Here is a 16058-nt window from a genome sequence, read left to right on the forward strand (position 1 = left end):
CCTCCGGCGGCAACATATAGGCAGGGCGCGGCTTGTCTTCAGGCGGCAACATGTAGGCCGGCCTGGCAGTCGGCGTCGGTGCCGGGGAAGGACTGGCAACCGCCTGAGAGGGCGGCGTGGGCCATAGCTGTGGCAGGTTACCCGCTCGGGTACGCTGGGTATCCTGGCCCCGCCACACTTCGTCATCGGGCTGCAATTTGCCGGCAGCTGCAGCGGCGCGCAGCTGGGCCAAGGTGAACGGGCCACGGACGATACGCCCGCGCGCCAGGTAGTAGTCCGCCATCGGGTTGTCGACGCTCATGCCGGCGCCTTGGCTTGCGAATTCATCGGTGCTCCCATCTATTCTCCGGGCACTCGCCGGCACCCTGCTACCGTCGCGGCGGCAGCTTGAGGAGCCTTATACCGCACTCCGGCACGTCATGACAGATGACTGAAGCGCACCAGGCCGGCAAGCGGCACGGTGCTTTGGACTGGAGCTGGCTAAAAGTGGCGCGAAAAAACGACAGCGGGTGGGCTCAAACCGAGGTCGGCTCGCTCACCGGTCGGCCATTGACGTGGAACTGGCGGCAGGTGCGCGGATCAGGGAAGGGCTCGTCGCCACTGGACATACAAAACCGGGTGCTGACCGGCATGTTCTCCAACGTATGGCTCTGACCCTGCTTAAGGCGCAACAGGCTGGAAACACGTCGCCCCTCGCTGAACAACACGTAGTTGCACTGGCCGACGTCGTCGCCACTGCACACATAGCTGAGTTTGACCCGGGCCGCCTCATCGTCGGCCAGGCTGGCGCAGCCGCTCAAAGGTGGCAGCAGCAGGGAGGCTGATAACAGCAGGGCAGCACGCATAGAAAGAATGGGCGAAAAAAATCTTTCGAAGTATAGCCGCCGTCACCGCACTTGCCGCGTGCACTCGTCGGCTGACAAATGTTCTATCTTGCAAAGAGGCATTACAGAAGAACCGCCCCCGGCGCGGGGAGAGAGGATAGGGTCCATGCCTCGCCATGCCCATGCACCGCCCCCAGCACCAGCCCGAGCCAAGGGCTGGGTGTTGCTTTCCATCCCTATGGCCCTGTTCCACTGACCATGCCGCCCACCTTGCTTACCCGCATCCTGCAGGCAGGGCGGACGCTGGGTCCGCGTTGGCTGCTACTGGCTTTGCTGGCTGCGGGTCTGGCCGTCTACGGGCAGTGGGAATGGCGACGCCTGGAGCTGCAGACACAGCTGCGCACCCGGGTGCGGGATATTGCGCAGGACATCCGCTCCAATACCAATGAAGGCCCGGTACTGGGCGCCGCCGAGCTGATGGGTCTGACCGGCCGCAGCGTGCGCGACACGCTATACGGCAGCCTGGCCAATTCCGACCAGCCCATCTTTGAGGATAACAATCACGTCGTGCAGCAGTTCAAGGCCGATGGCGCTTTTCTGCTCTCGGCCAATGGCACGGTACTGGCCCATGTAGACGCTGGCGGCAACTCGCCGCTGGTGGGCCAGCAATTCAGGCAGCGGCCCTATTGGCAGAAAGCCATGGCCGGGCAGGCCAATGTCTATCCCGGTGTCGGGTTGGTCAGCCGTGAGCGCGGGCTGTATTTCGCCGCTCCGGTCTACAACCGCGAGGTCAGCTCCCGCATGGTGCTTGGCGTATACGTCATCAAGATGGGGGCGGACTTCATCGACGGCCTGCTCCGTCGGCACAGCCCGCAGGCCCTGTTGATCTCGCCGGATGGCCTGGTCTTTGGTGCCAGCCAAGCTGCACTCCTGTACCGGCGGGTACAGGACATCCCGCCCGAGCGGCTGGCGGCACTGGAACGCGAGCAGCAGTTCGGTGATCTGTTCGGTGCCGGCCATCAGCCTGAGAGTGCCGGATTCACGCTCGATGGGACTGACCAACTGGTCCGCGTGGCAGGTCGCCTGCATGCGGCCGCCGGTGAGCCACTGGACTGGGGGGACCAGCATGGGCGCTGGCAGGTGGTGATCCTGCAGGATGCCGGCGCACTGGTGCCCTTGTGGCAGCAGGCGCTACTGGCCGGCATGATGGGGGCGCTGGTGTTGATGCTGGGTTGGTCCATCACCCTGCGGCGACAAACACGGGTACAGAAGGAGATGCAGGGCCGTCAGTTGCTGGAGGCAGCCGAGGCGGTACGCGAGAGCGAGGCGGCCTTTCGCGCGCTGACCGAGAACTCGCCCGACGCGATTCTACGCTTCGATGCTGACTGCCGGATCCTGTATGCCAGCCCGGCCCTGCAGGCACTGACCAATCTCACCCCCGCCGAGGTAACGGGGCAGACCTTCGGCCAGTTGGGCTACGAGCTGGCGGAGGTTGAACCGCGCGAAGACGCGATACGTGAGGTACTGGTCAGCGGGCGTGGCCTGCGCCGCATCCTGGAAGACCAGAAAACTGCCAGCTGGCAGGAATGGCTGCTGTCGCCGGAATTCGACGAGGCCGGCGAGGTGCGTACTGTGCTGGTGGCGGCACGTGATATCACCGAACAGCTCCGCCAGCAGGCAGCGCTGGCGGATGCCATGGCCGACGCCGAACAGGCCCGCCAGCAGATCGTCGACCTCTCCAACACCCTGCCCTTGGTGGTGTTCCAGTTCGAGATGACGCCCGAAGGTGGCCGCTATGCCTTTGTCAGCGACAAGTCGGAAGCGATACTGGGCGTGCCGGCGAGGCAGATCATGAGCGACCCGCTATCGCGCTGGCAGCACGTACCGGCAGATGAAACCACGCGCTGCCGTGCGCTCCTGGCCGAGGTGGTGGCACAGCGCCGTGAGATCAGCTTCGAGCACCGCCTGGAGCGCGGGGGGGAGACGCGTTGGATACGCGCCTATGCGGTGCCAGCCCAACAACGCAACGGGGCCTGGTTCTGGAATGGCTTCTGGATGGACGTCACCGACAGCCATGCGCAACGCGATGCGCTGCTGTACGCACGCGACAAGGCCGAGGATGCGACCCGCGCCAAGTCCATGTTCCTGGCCAATATGAGCCATGAGATCCGCACGCCCATGAATGCGGTGATCGGCATGTCCCACCTAGCACTACAGACCGAGCTCAGCCCAAAACAGCGGGACTATGTGCAGAAGATCCACACTGCCGGCAATGCCCTCCTGGGCTTGATCAACGACATCCTCGACTTCTCCAAGATCGAGGCCGGCCGCTTGGACATGGAGAGCGTCGACTTCGATCTCGACGCAGTACTCGGCAATGTGGCGACCGTTACCGCCGGCAAGGCCCAGGAAAAAAGCCTGGAATACCTCTTCGATGTCCCCGCCGAATTGCCACGCAATCTGCGCGGTGACCCGCTACGGCTGGGCCAGGTGCTGATCAACCTCGTGAACAACGCCATCAAGTTCACTGCCAATGGCGAAGTACATCTTTCAGGTCGCCTCTTGGCCGAGCAAGACGGGCAGGTACATTTGCAGTTCAGCGTACGCGATACCGGTATAGGCATGACCCAGGAGCAGACCGACAAGCTGTTCGAGGCCTTTACCCAGGCCGACGGCTCGACCACCCGCAAGTACGGCGGCACCGGACTGGGGCTCAGCATCTCGCGCCGGCTGGTGGAGATGATGGGCGGACAGATCTCGGTTGAAAGCCAGCCTGACATAGGCAGTACTTTCCGCTTTGACTGCTGGCTGGCACGGGCCGATGAGCCGGTACGTCCGGCTCGGATACTGCCGGATGCACTCAATGGACTACGCATATTGGTGGTCGATGACAATGCGGTCGCCCGGGAGGTGCTGCTGAGCGCGCTGCAGAGCCTGCCGGTGACGGCGCAGGCAGTCGATAGCGGCACCGCAGCCTTGGCGACGCTGGAAGCAGCCGACCCGCCCTACCAGTTATTGTTGACCGACTGGCAGATGCCCGGCATGGACGGCATTGCCCTGGCCCGCAAGGCGCTGGCCGGCCTGCGCGAACCACCACGGGTGGCGCTGGTGACCGCCTTTGGCCGTGAGGAGGTGCGGCAGCAGGCCGAGGCCGCCGGGCTCGACTGCTTTCTGATCAAGCCGGTTAACCAATCACAACTGGTCGACACCCTGACCGAGTTGTTCGCTCCCGAGCAGGTCCCGCACAGCCACCACGCCCACGGCAAGGTACCTCAGTTCAGCCACGGCCGGGTGCTGCTGGCCGAGGACAACGAGGTAAACCAGCAGATCGCCACCGAACTGCTGGAAGCCACCGGCCTCGTCGTGGAGGTGGTGGACAACGGCCGCTCGGCAGTGGAAAGGTTGCAGGCGGCAGGTCCGCATCACTTTGACCTGGTGTTCATGGATCTGCAGATGCCGGAGATGGATGGCCACGAAGCAACCCGGCTGATCCGTGCCGACGACACCTTTGCCGAGCTACCGGTGATCGCCATGACCGCGCATGCCCTGCCTGAGGAACGCGAGCGCTGCCTCTCGGAGGGCATGAATGACCATATCAGCAAACCCATCTCGCCCACGCTGTTCTATGAACTCCTGGTGCGCTGGCTGGCCGAACGGCTGAGCGGTAGCCGCACCGTCACCCGCGAAGAACCCGAGGAAGGCGAGTTGCCGGCCGAATTGCCGGGCTTCGACCTCGATGCCGCGCTGACCCGGGTGAATGGCAAGCGGGCCTTGCTGATCAAACTCCTGCGGCAGTTCGAGAGCCACCAGGGCCAGGCACCGGCGGCCATCTTGCAGGCATTGGAAAAGCGCGACCGCACCAGCGCAGAGCGGGCAGCCCATACGCTCAAGAGCGTGGCTGGCAACCTTGGCGCGATGGGCCTGCAACAGCAGGCAGCCGAGTTGGAGGCCGCCATCCGTGCCGGGCGTAACCGCCGCCAACTGGCCACACCGCTGGCGGCCTTGCAGGCCACGCTGGACCAGCTCTGCGCGGCGCTTGCGCAAGGCCTGCCGCCAGAGCAGGATCAACCGGCGGTGAGCAGCAGCCGCAGCACCGAGGATTGGCAAGCGGAACTGGCAACCCTGGCCGAGCTGATGCAGGCTTGCGATCGCGAGGCCATGGTGTTGTTCGAGCGGCTGGCGCCGGAATTCACCGGCACGTTTGGCCTGGCTGCCACGCTGGCGATCCGGCGCGGCTTTGACGAATTCGACTTCGATGCCGCCCATGCGGCACTGTTGGACGCCACCCTGGCGCAGTCCATGGTGATCTGAACGAGGGCTGTAGCCACACGGCCCCAGAGGAGGAAAGACGATGACCGAGGCGCTGGATTTCACCGTCAAACCCACGTTGCTGGTGGTAGACGACACACCTGAGAACCTGGCGCTGCTGGCCGATCTCCTGGGCCCGCACTACCGTGTGAAGCTGGCCAACAACGGCCGCAAGGCCTTGCAGCTGGCACGCGCGCAGCCTCAGCCGGACTTGATCCTGCTCGATGTGATGATGCCGGAGATGGACGGCTATGCCGTGATCCGTGAATTGAAGACGGACCCATCCACGGTTGAAATCCCGGTCATCTTCCTGACCGCGCGGGTCGAGGTGGAGGACGAGCGGCACGGCTTCGAACTGGGTGCCGCCGACTACATCAGCAAACCGGTCTCACCACCCATCGTACTGGCGCGGGTGGCCACCCAGCTCACGGTCAAGCAGCACCGCCAGTTCCTCAAGGACCAGAACGCCTACCTGGAGCGCATGGTACAGGAGCGTACCCGCGAGCTGGAGTTGGTACGCGATGCCACCATCCACGCCATGGCAAGCCTCGCCGAGACCCGTGACAACGAGACCGGCAACCATATCCGTCGCACCCAGCACTATGTCTCGGCCCTGGCCCGCGCGCTGCAAACACACCCACGCTTCAGCGCCGAACTGACCGACCGTAATATCGAACTGCTGCACAAGTCAGCGCCCTTGCACGATATCGGCAAGGTCGGCGTACCCGACCATATCCTGCTCAAGCCCGGCAAGCTGGACCCGGACGAATGGGAGATCATGAAGCGCCACGCGGCACTCGGGCGTGATGCCATCTTGCAGGTGGAGGCCACCCTGGGTGGCAGTAATGGCTTTCTGGTCTACGCCCGTGAGATTGCCTATTCGCACCAGGAAAAGTGGGATGGTTCAGGCTACCCCGAGGGTCTCCGTGGCGACCAGATACCGCTATCGGCCCGGTTGATGGCCTTGGCCGACGTGTACGATGCGTTGATCAGCGAACGCATCTACAAGCGCGCCTATAGCCACGAGGAAGCGGTCGAAGCCATCCGGGAAGGTCGCGGCCGGCACTTCGACCCCGATGTGTGCGATGCCTTCCTGGCCATCCATACACAGTTCCGCGACATCGCTGCACGCTTTCACGACAGCGCGGCGCACTAAGCGCCTGTTATGAACTTAAGTCACTGCTTGGTGGTGGAGGATAGCGGAGGCACCAGGGCAACCCTGGCGCTATGCGGCAGCGAAGCCTGACAAAGCAGGCTCTCCCCAGTTTAATTTCACCCCCTCAGCCCCACCGCCGCGGCTGCGTGGTTGTCGCCCCTTAGGGGCATACAACCATGGCGTCCTCTTTGCGGGGGTGAACCTCGCAGACGCGCGTCATCATTTTGAGTTGAATGAATTTTTAGTCACTTGGGTTCAGAACAAGCTCTAAGCAGCCGGCTATGGCAAGATGGGCCGGCACCGATCAGAGAGGATGCCTACATGCTGTCACGTCGTCTTTCCACCATTCTGCTGTCCAGCCTATTGAGCTTGCCTGCCATGGCCACGCCCTTCGACAACGCCGACTTCACTATTGAACTGCCCGAGGGCTTCACCGGCCCGCAGATCAAGAACGACCCCAATGGCTATGGCCTGGTGTTCAGCAAAGGCCACGCGGGGGACAACACCCGTACCGTGCTGGAGATCGCCGTTGCCGCCTTGAAGGATAAACCGGCCACCTTGAGCGAAACCGATCTGCAGAAGCTGGCCAACCACATGCTGGCAGGCCGCATGGCACTGGTGGCCACTCGTCGGCAGTCCTTTATCGCCGCGCCGCCTGCCACCCTCAGGCTCAGCAAGCTACCCGCCGCGCGCGGCAGTTGGAGTGGCAAGGTGCAGGGGGTGGATGCCACCGGCAGCATCTATGCGGTCGTTGCTGGCAAGCGGGTCTTCATGCTGCAGGCGCAGGACCAGAAGCGCCCTCAACAGCAAGACCTTGAAGCGGCCATGCGCGCGATCGAGGCGATCCAGATCAAGGAACGCGAGTAAGTCTTGATGCGCCATTATCTTCCCCTCCTCTTGGGCTTCTTGCTGCTGCCCGCAGCGCAGGCCTTCGATGTGGCCGACGTCGGTACCTACGCGGTGCTGCACAAGGACAAGACTGAATCAAAGATACGCTTTCATGTCTCCCAGCCTGCAGAGGGGCAATGGAAGCTGGAGCAGAAAAAGGACGACGGCAGCTGGGAAGACATCAGCTGCGAGAAGGACTGCGCCCTGCAAGAGGCGGTCGAGGCCGATCTGCCGAAATTCTTCCCAGCCCGTACCCTGGCGCAGATCGTCCCCAGTTGCCTTTATAACGACGCCTTCGCCTTCTGCAGCTACCGGCTGCGAGACAAGCCTGACGAGGAAAAGCGCTACCTGATGGTGGCCCTGGTCACCGGCACACCAACGCCTATCTATATCAAGCGCGTCGGCCCAACTCGGGAGTAAGGCCAGTCCCCCCGCCCATGTCACCACGCCAACGCAAACTGCTGCAGGCCCTGCTCTACGAGGCGATCGCCGTGCTCTGTGTCGGCCCCGGCCTGGCACTCGGATTTGATCGCCCCAGCACCACGACCATCCCGCTGGCCATCCTCATGTCCACGACCGCGCTGATCTGGAGCTATCTCTTCAATACCCTGTTCGAACGTTGGGAAAGCCGGCAAGCACGGAAGGGCCGCGGGCCGCTGCGGCGTCTGGCCCACGCCATCGGTTTCGAAGGCGGACTGGTCCTGTTGCTGGTACCGGTCATGGCCTGGTGGTTGGACACCACGTTGCTGGCCGCCTTGCTGGGCGATCTGGCGGTTCTGGCCTTCTTCTTTGTCTATGCCCTGGTCTTCCACTGGATGTTCGACCGCTTGTTCGGCCTGCCGGCCTCGGCCCGCCCTGGTTAGTTGCGGGGCGAGGGCCCCTGGCGGACGTCGCCGGGGTAACTACTACCATGGTCAGTATGAAACGCCCCCTACCCCATGCCCGCAGCTATGCTATCGGGCTGCTGCTTGGCCTGCTGGCGCCCCTTGCCTATGCAGCCCCCGAACTCAGGAACTGGTACCACGACCCCTATTTCGCGGTCCGCCAGGCCGTGCCAGGCTGCCCACGACCGCTCGGCCCCTATACGACCGAGGCCGAGATGAAACAGCAGGCGCACTGGCGCGCCGAGCGCGGCACCAGCTGTTGGCTGGCCGGCCGCTGCCAGAAGGCCAACGCCTATCTCTACGACGCCGATATCGCCACCGACCTGCAACGCCGCTTTGCCACCAGCCATGCCTATGCCCGCGCCACGCTCTGGATCACGGTACAGCGGCGCTTTGTCTATGTGGAGGGTTGTGCACGTGACCCACGTACGCTGCGCAGCTTGGAAAGCTTTGTACGACGGACGACAGACGTAGAACTGGTGAGCATCAACGTCATGCAGGGTAGCCGGGGCAAGCCGCCCTACGCTGTCTGGCCCACTCCCTGATCGCAGTACACGCTGTCACAAATCGCCAAGCCTGCCCGTCTAGTGGGTATATCCTCATAGACCGGAGTGGACCACATCATGAACCCAGCCCAGACGGATAACGATCTCTTCGCCCGGCACCGCCCTCGCCTCTTTGCCATTGCCTACCGCATGCTGGGCACCCGGGCGGATGCCGAAGACGTGCTGCAGGACGCCTGGCTGCGCTGGCACCAGACCGACCAGGCGACGTTGCAGTCGGCCGAAGCCTGGCTGGTGACCATCGTGACCCGCCTGGCCATAGACCGCCTACGGGCCGCCAAGAGCGAACGCGAGTCGTATGTCGGCTGGTGGCTGCCCGAACCGCTGGTGGAGCTAGATGAACGCACGCCGGAGACGGCCGTAGAGCTGGCCAGCGACCTCTCCGTCGCGCTGATGTGGGTGCTGGAGCGGCTCTCGCCCGAGGAGCGTGCCGCCTACTTGCTGCGGCAGGTGTTCGACCACGACTACGACGAGGTGGCCACCCTTTTGGGCAAGAGCGAGGCAGCCTGCCGGCAGATGGTGCACCGCGCCACCGAGCGGGTGCAGCAGGCACAGCCGCGCTTCACCGTACCGCTGGATGCGCATCGTCGCATCCTGGAGAAGTTCATGCTGGCAGCCCAGAGCGGCCAGCGCGACGCGGTGAAGGCGTTGCTGGACGAGAACGTGGCCCTCGTGGGCGACGGTGGCGGCAAGGCAGGTGCCTTCGCCGATGTGAAGCATGGCGCCGACCGCATTGCCAACCTGTTCTGGGCGGCTTTCCTCAAGTACGCCGACGACGTGGTCTACCAGCTGGTGCAGATCAATGGTGAGCCAGGCCTGCTGCGCTATGTCTGCGGCAAGCTGGATACGGCGCTGGCCTTTGTGGTCGACGGCGAGCACATCACCGAGATCTATGCCGTGCGCAATCCCGACAAACTGGCCGGTATCCCTCATAGGATCTGAGGCCCAAGCCTGCCGCTCGTCGGCAATCCGCATTGCTGTTTCAAGCACAGCGGGCATTTGGCCATGAACGTCGCGCCCCTCATCCATATGGTGGATGACGATACCGCCAAGCCCGTCCTAGAGTCCCTGAGAGCCTTTCAAGCGCTTTTCACGTCATCGTGAAACGAGCATGGACGGGCTCCAAGCATTTTCAGGGAGACCCGTATGAACTGGCTCAAACGCTTGTTCGGCGCCGCGACCAACCGCCCAGCCGCCGTTGTACCGCCCGTGGTCACATTGCAGGCATTGGATCCGGACATCCCCATCGAAACGGTCTTGGCCGCAACCCGGCAGGCTCGTCACAGCAGCTACCGCCAGTTGGGCAAGTTGTTACCCCTGGTCCCCGAGGCGGATGCCAACTCAGCGCGCTGGCCTGCCCTGCGACAGGGTTGGAGCGTGATCACCCGACCCGCCAGCACCCTGCTTGCCAGTGATGGGCTCTCCGACCCCTTTGGCCTGGACGACAGTCCACCACAAGCGCTGGGCTTTGGGCTGGAAGTCTACGCCGAGGCACTGGGCCATTTCGATGATCTGGCCCACTCCTGGCTGTTCGAACTGGTGCGCCAGGTCAGCCAGCATGTGGCCGACCACGGCAACTTCCTCTCGCTGCTGCAGCGCCACCAGTTCCTGACCATGCTGTTGCATGTAGATGGCATACCGGCCGAGTGGCGCGGCCCGGATGGTGCGGTCGGCATATTGATCGGCCTACCGGCCAGTGGCATACCTAGCGGTTTTGAGACACCCTATGGCCCGGTACGGTTGGCAGCCATCACCTTGCTTTGCCCGGAGGAGCTGGCTTTTCTGGAAGAAGGCGACATCACCCAGGGCCGGCACAAATTGGCGGGGATCTTATTGCGCACGCCACCCGGCCATATGATCGATCTGCGCCGCAGCGCGGTCGTCAGTTACTCTTAGCGCCAAGGCATCTGTGATGTCCACCCCGCTGCGCTTTGCCCACCTGTACACGGATGCCGATGGCGTGACTCAATTCGGCCAAGCCGACCTGCCACTCACGCCAAGGGTCTTTGCCCCGCCGGCCTCGCCCTTCAGCGTCTCTGCGCTGGAGCCGGCAGAGCGCTGCGGCTTTCTGCACCTGCCGGCGGGCTGGGTGGGCGAGCGCCATCCCTCACCTATGCGGATGTGGATCTTTGTACTGACTGGCGAGATGGAGTTTGAAGCGGGCGATGGCGAGAAGCACCGCATCGCCCCCGGCAGCGCCCTGCTGCTCGAAGATACCCACGGTAGCGGTCACCTGAGCCGGGTATTGGGCAATAGCCCGACCACCCTGGCAGCGGTACAGCTGCCGGAAGGCTGAGCCTCGACGGAAAATGAAAATGGCGCAACCCACATCAGGCTGCGCCATTTGGCTTTTCCTGCCTACGATCAGGCTTGGGCCGCTGCCGGCACCAGTTCGCCCTCGGCCGGGACGTCCTTGTCCTTGATCAGCTTGCGCAGGAAGGGGATCAGCAGCACCAGCACCACGCCCACGGCTACGCTGCCCCAGCCCAGCTCGCCAAAGAGCTTGGCGTAGGCCGGATTGGTCACCACGGCAGTGGTACCGGTCGGCTCGGGGATCATGCCCGAGAAGTCACCGGCGAACAGCGAGGCGACGCCGGTCACCAGCATCCAACTGCCCATCATGATGCCCTGGTACTGGCGCGGGGCCAGCTTACCGATCATGGCGTAGCCTACCGGCGAGATCAGCAGCTCACCCACGCTCTGCAGCACATAGCTCAGGAACAGCCACTCGAAGCCGACCATGCCCTTGCTGTCTGCCAGCGAGATGCCCAGCGGCAGGGCCAGAAAGCCCAGGCCCATCAGGATCAGCGAGACGGCAAACTGCTTGGGCACGTCGATGTTCCAGCCGCGCTCGCGCAGGCGGCTGAACAGGTAGGCCATGATGGGGCCACCAATCACGATCACGGCGGCATTGATGTTCTGGATCCACTGCGGCGCGACTTCCCAACCCCAGACCATACGGTCCACATTGTTAACGGCGAAGAGCTGCAGGCCGTTGGGGGCCATCTGGTACAGCGACCAGAAGACCAGCGAGCCGAAGGTCAGGATCAGGTAGGCCCACATATTGTTGCGCTCGCGCGGGTCGCGGTGCTTGAGGGTCAGGTAGATCAGGCCGATCGCCACCACGGCGGCGACGGCCTTGAGCGCGGTCTCGGTCGAGCCGGTGTTCTTCAGGCTGATCCAGATAATGGGCACAAGGCCGATCAGGATGCCCATGCCGACAGCAAAGCGCTTGCGGAACTGCGCCGGGGTCACTTCCAGCAGCGGCGTGTTGAGGTCGGCCAGGCTCTTCCAGAAGACGGCGGAGAGGATGATGGCAGCGATATTGCCCAGCGTGGCGAAGATAAAGAGGCTGGGGTAGCTCTGGGTCAGCTGGTAGTGGCCGGCGACGGTAAAGCCGACGAAGAAGCCGATATTCATGCCGGCGTAGTTCCACAGGAAGGCCCCCTCGCGGCGGGTATCTTCCGGCGCGTAGCGCTGGGTGAGCATCATGTTCAGGCAGGTCACGTTCAAGCCGCTACCGGTGAGGAACAGTGCCAGGCCCCAGTACATCATCTCGGCCGTACTGAGTGAGATAAGCGCACAGCCGATGACCTGAAGCACCATACCGCCGACGAAGAGGTTGCGGTTGCTGAGGAAGCGACCACCCAGATAGCCACCGAACAGGTGCAAGCCGTAGTTGAAGGCGCCGAACACCCCCATGATGGCCGAGGCATCCTTGGCGCTGAAGCCCAGGTGCTGGGTCACGTACAGGACCAGGGTGGAATACAGCACGGCAAAGCCGAGCGTGGCGAAGGTCTGGATGAAAAACAGCGCACCCGCCCCTTCGGGGAAGATGGACGATTTGGTCTGTGACAAGACGCTCTCCGAATGGTGAACTCGGCCCTCAGGCTGTAGCAAGGCGGGCCGCCGGCATCAGGCAGCGGTTCGTGGCCGCCACCTGTCCCTGAAGCGGCCGCATCATAGCGCGCCGCAGGCAGCGAGGCATGGCGCGCTGCAGCAGTGGTGGCGTATCTGCAACCGTACAGGGTTGGAAAGCGGCGTATTCTATGCGCCCCCGGCCAGCCTGGCAGCAGTGCCAGGCGGCCAGCCGACAAGAGGCAAGCCCGCTGCCTCAGCCAGCCTTGATCACGACGGTACCCGACAACCCTCGTGTACGCAGCGCCTACCAGGTAAACAGCAGACGGCCCCATTGCGGCAGGGTGCGCAACGGCAGCTAACGCATGGGATGACAGGCACTGCGATCCGGCCGTACCGCCTTCAGACCCAGGCACCGCTTGCCCAGGCTCTGGGCGCACGCCCAAATGCTGATCAGGTTGGGCAACAACACGGGGATATGAAAACCAGGAAAAACGGCATCGACAATCTGGCCCCCTGCACATGCAGCTCGGGGTTTGGTCGGCCCCGCTTAAGAATGGACAGCAGGCCAAGCTGGTTTATATCGCGCAGGCCATCTGCCTGACCCAGCCTATGCGCCCTTCTACACGCACACCCATGTCTACCCATCCGGCTTTCTCATAGGCCCGGATACCGGCTAGGTTGTCTTCGTCGACCGACAGCACGATCTGCCGGCTCTCTGGCCAGTGCTGCGCCAACCAGGTAGGTAGCAACCGCAAGGCTGCGGTCGCCATGCCCTTACCCTGCCAGTGCGCATCTATGCGCAGACCGCTGATCACCGCCGCGCCAACCGGTGCCCAGGCGGGTGCCGCCTTGCCGCGCTTGCAGGCCAGGAAGCCCACCACCGTCGCCCCATGCTGGAGTGCAATGCCCAGCACCTCGCGGCCGTCATCCGCCTCGCAGGCCTCGATGGCACGCGCCACCGTACCGGCATACTCGATCTGCTCAGGGCTGATCTGCAGCAGGGCCACGGCAGCGCGCTGCTGGCTATCCAACGCCTGCCAGGCCGCAAGGCCGAGCGCCTCTGTCTGCATGGCAGCAGACATATCAGTCAAAACCACGCAGGGGCCGACGGATCACACTGGTGACCACGCCCCAGATCTTCCAGTCCTGCGCGCCGGGCTCCAGCTGCGGGCCGTCTTCCTCCAGCGGCAGCAGCTGCACCTGCTCATCAATCAACCGCAGCCGCCTTACCATCATCTCGCCATCCAGGCTCACCAACACATTGCAGGCATCCAGCGGCTGCAGGGCACGGTCGATCAACAGCATATCGTTGGCACTGACCTGCAGCTCCGGCAGACAGCCGGACTTCACAAACAGTACAAAGGCCGCCTCGGGATTATCGATCAGCATGTCCTGCAGGATAGAGAGATCCACCTCGTCCCCATGGGCTGCCTTCGGCGCCGGCTCGGCCGGCAGGTCGAACAAGCCGAGCTGGACTGGCACGGTAGGCAAAGCCACGCGGCACACCCGCCCCAAGGTCTGCGGGAGGGGCATATGGGCAGCGGCTTGCCAGGCGCTATGGACACGGGTGCGGGCGGGTACGGTGTAGGTTTCCATACGCTGCAGTCTAGCGCAAAGAGAACGAACGTTCACCAGATTTCCCTGCTTGTTGCACACCGCCCACAGGCCGCCGCAGCCGCCCCTTCACTGCGCCACGTTCTTGCTGACAGCGAGTTTGCGCCCCTGCTCGAAGTGCAACTTGATGGTTGGCAGGCTGGCAGCGGCCCAGTCGCGCAGAGCCAGGGTCTGGCCGCGTTCGGCCTGGTGGGTAAACAGGTCCAGCGCCGTCATATGCGCCTTGACCGCCATCGTATCGATATAGTGGTGATCGAAAGTGGCAGCAGTCGCTTCTTGCAAGGCCTTCATGGTTTGTTCATCGGCCTTGGCCTCAGGCAGGGTCATGCCTACTTCCTGGCTGGCCTGGGCAAGCCCGGCTTGCAGGCGGCCGTGTTCCACCAGCATGTGCCGGGCGAAACGACGGACGTCCTTGTCCTTGGAGCGCTGCAGCGCAAGCTTGGCTGCGTCGATCTCGGTACGACCGGCGACCACCACCGCGCTGGCAAAGTCACGATCCACAGCAGCAACGCTGGATTCCACGTTCGGCGTGCCATCTATGGCCCACACACCACCGGATAGCGATAGCAGCAGGCCGGCGAGAATAAGGTGGCTGGGAAGCATCATGGCGGTCTCCTTGAATAGGTCGAACCTATTCCCTACTGCGCATACGCCATGCCCGTGCCCCTGGCCGCCTCCCCGCCGGCACAGTCCACGAGGCCGTGCAGGCCTTACACAGCCCCAGCGCGAATTTGCACCGTGGATATTTGCCACCACGCGGGGCAAGGCCTTGGCGCGAGGCATGAAAACTGCCCATAGCCTACCCAAGCGCTACTCGGCGTAATGCCCCCGTCTGCCCCTCAAGGAGCAAGGCCATGAACAATGAAGAAATCATCACCGCCCTGAATCATCTGATCGAGATCTGCAAGGATGGCGAGTATGGGTTCAACGAATGTGCACGCCATACCAGTACCAGCGGGCTCAGCCAGGTATTGCAGCTGCGGGCCGTTGCCAGCCAGCGCGCCGCCGATGAGCTGCAGGCCCTGGTCCAAGAGCACGGTGGCACGCCGGAGCGGCATGGCTCCCTGATCGGCGCGGTACATCGTGGCTGGGTCACCGTGCGTAGCGGCCTGAGCAGCAACGACGACCTGGCCATGCTGGAAGAGTGTGAACGCGGCGAGGATCGCGCCGAGCGCGAATATGGCAAGGCCCTGGGGCTGGAACTACCCGAGCCGGTACGCGAAGTAGTGATACGCCAGTATGAAAGCCTGATCAGCCATCACGACCAGATTCGCTCTCTGCGCGATATGCGCAAGGCGGCCTAGTATCCGCCCCCGCCGGGCCGGGCTCACTCACCCGGCCGTTCCCGTTCGGCCTGTGCGGCCAACGCCTGCAGCGCATCGTCCGCCAGCCGGTAGTAGCGCTTCTCGGTCACATGCCGCGCACCCAGCTCCTCATAGAAGGCCAGCGCGCCGGTGTTGCTGGCCTCGGCCGTCCAATCGAAACGCCCACAACGCTGCGCTACTGCATAGCGCGCCAGCCAGAGCATGAGCGCACGACCCACGCCTCGGCTGCGGTAGTCGCTGACCACGTACAGCTCCTTCATCTGCAGTTGGCCGTGCTCCTTGGGTGCCGGGTAGAGCAAGGCGACCGAGGCCATGCCTACCACCCGCCCCTCCACGCTGGCCAGCAAAAGCTTTACCCCGGAATCCGGCCCCAGCACCCGCTCCAGCAGATTGGCCTGTATGGCCGCCCGTTCAGAGGCATAGACACCGTTGTAGTGCCGGCTCATGTCCTGCATCAAATCAATCAGGCTCTCAAGCTGACCCACCTGGAAGAAGGCTATGTGCATGTTTCTAAAGCCACTTGTGGTTAACCCCACTTACCTTCCTATGCCCTCAGCATGGAAAATAAGCACATTAGCAAACGCCAACTATTGAGCACCGCCCGGCAACATGGGGCGGTATTTGGTCTTGGCTGT

The 16058-nt window shown here is 63.5% G+C and carries 17 protein-coding genes; 10 read left to right on the top strand and 7 right to left on the bottom strand.

Translation table 11 applies throughout. From position 1 onward, the window contains the following. Together VIM95_RS03130 and VIM95_RS03135 are read right to left on the bottom strand one after the other, a co-directional pair. The coding region (locus VIM95_RS03130) for a DUF4339 domain-containing protein (protein WP_331982908.1) at positions 1-301 on the bottom strand (301 nt) is incomplete at its 3' end. A 214-nt stretch (positions 302-515) separates the two neighbouring features. Further along, entirely contained in the window at positions 516-845 is a 330-nt protein-coding gene (locus VIM95_RS03135) for a hypothetical protein (RefSeq protein WP_331982910.1), read from the bottom strand. Positions 846-1082: 237 nt separating this feature from the next. Here VIM95_RS03135 and VIM95_RS03140 point away from each other — a divergent pair, with 237 nt between their 5' ends. The 9 genes from VIM95_RS03140 to VIM95_RS03180 all read left to right on the top strand — a co-directional run bounded on the left by VIM95_RS03140 (position 1083) and on the right by VIM95_RS03180 (position 10919). Beyond that, the gene (locus VIM95_RS03140) at positions 1083-5135 is read left to right on the top strand and encodes a response regulator (protein ID WP_331982912.1); all 4053 of its coding nucleotides are present in this window, start codon (positions 1083-1085) and stop codon (positions 5133-5135) included. A 40-nt stretch (positions 5136-5175) separates the two neighbouring features. Continuing rightward, on the top strand, positions 5176-6288 hold the full coding sequence (locus tag VIM95_RS03145) for a two-component system response regulator (protein WP_331982914.1): 1113 nt from the start codon (positions 5176-5178) through the stop codon (positions 6286-6288). A gap of 321 nt (positions 6289-6609) precedes the next feature. Beyond that, positions 6610-7155 (top strand): hypothetical protein, encoded by a 546-nt coding sequence (locus tag VIM95_RS03150; RefSeq protein WP_331982916.1) that lies wholly within the window; start codon positions 6610-6612, stop codon positions 7153-7155. Positions 7156-7161: 6 nt separating this feature from the next. After that, positions 7162-7596, top strand: a complete 435-nt coding sequence (locus VIM95_RS03155; protein WP_331982918.1) for a hypothetical protein — start codon at positions 7162-7164, stop codon at positions 7594-7596. A 17-nt stretch (positions 7597-7613) separates the two neighbouring features. Next, positions 7614-8039, top strand: a complete 426-nt coding sequence (locus VIM95_RS03160; RefSeq protein ID WP_331982920.1) for a PACE efflux transporter — start codon at positions 7614-7616, stop codon at positions 8037-8039. 56 nt (positions 8040-8095) lie between these two features. Beyond that, on the top strand, positions 8096-8605 hold the full coding sequence (locus VIM95_RS03165; RefSeq protein WP_331982922.1) for a BON domain-containing protein: 510 nt from the start codon (positions 8096-8098) through the stop codon (positions 8603-8605). A 78-nt stretch (positions 8606-8683) separates the two neighbouring features. Then, entirely contained in the window at positions 8684-9565 is an 882-nt protein-coding gene (locus VIM95_RS03170) for an RNA polymerase sigma-70 factor (RefSeq protein ID WP_331982924.1), read from the top strand. Positions 9566-9769: 204 nt separating this feature from the next. Further along, positions 9770-10519 carry a hypothetical protein gene (locus tag VIM95_RS03175; RefSeq protein WP_331982926.1) on the top strand — a complete coding sequence of 250 codons (750 nt, stop codon included), beginning with the start codon at positions 9770-9772 and terminating at the stop codon, positions 10517-10519. Positions 10520-10535: 16 nt separating this feature from the next. Then, positions 10536-10919 carry a cupin domain-containing protein gene (locus VIM95_RS03180; protein WP_331982928.1) on the top strand — a complete coding sequence of 128 codons (384 nt, stop codon included), beginning with the start codon at positions 10536-10538 and terminating at the stop codon, positions 10917-10919. Between the two features lie 68 nt (positions 10920-10987). Here the strand turns inward: VIM95_RS03180 and VIM95_RS03185 are convergent, their stop codons facing one another. From VIM95_RS03185 to VIM95_RS03200, 4 genes are all read right to left on the bottom strand, one after another. Then, positions 10988-12481 carry an oligopeptide:H+ symporter gene (locus VIM95_RS03185; protein WP_331982930.1) on the bottom strand — a complete coding sequence of 498 codons (1494 nt, stop codon included), beginning with the start codon at positions 12479-12481 and terminating at the stop codon, positions 10988-10990. Positions 12482-13059: 578 nt separating this feature from the next. Next, positions 13060-13566: a GNAT family protein gene (locus VIM95_RS03190; RefSeq protein ID WP_331982932.1), complete on the bottom strand. Its 507-nt coding sequence runs from the start codon at positions 13564-13566 to the stop codon at positions 13060-13062. A gap of 1 nt (position 13567) precedes the next feature. Then, complete coding sequence (locus VIM95_RS03195) at positions 13568-14080, bottom strand: LexA family protein (RefSeq protein WP_331982934.1); 513 nt, start codon at positions 14078-14080, stop codon at positions 13568-13570. Positions 14081-14167: 87 nt separating this feature from the next. Continuing rightward, positions 14168-14704, bottom strand: a complete 537-nt coding sequence (locus tag VIM95_RS03200; RefSeq protein ID WP_331982936.1) for a DUF4142 domain-containing protein — start codon at positions 14702-14704, stop codon at positions 14168-14170. Between the two features lie 248 nt (positions 14705-14952). Between VIM95_RS03200 and VIM95_RS03205 the strand changes: the two genes are divergently transcribed. Continuing rightward, positions 14953-15402, top strand: a complete 450-nt coding sequence (locus tag VIM95_RS03205) for a PA2169 family four-helix-bundle protein (RefSeq protein WP_331982938.1) — start codon at positions 14953-14955, stop codon at positions 15400-15402. Between the two features lie 23 nt (positions 15403-15425). Here VIM95_RS03205 and VIM95_RS03210 read toward each other — a convergent pair whose 3' ends face one another. Continuing rightward, positions 15426-15929 (bottom strand): GNAT family N-acetyltransferase, encoded by a 504-nt coding sequence (locus tag VIM95_RS03210; RefSeq protein ID WP_331982940.1) that lies wholly within the window; start codon positions 15927-15929, stop codon positions 15426-15428. Between the last annotated feature and the right edge of the window lie 129 nt (positions 15930-16058).

It is taken from the genome of Chitinimonas sp. (assembly GCF_036568685.1).
Taxonomy (GTDB): domain Bacteria; phylum Pseudomonadota; class Gammaproteobacteria; order Burkholderiales; family Chitinimonadaceae; genus Chitinimonas.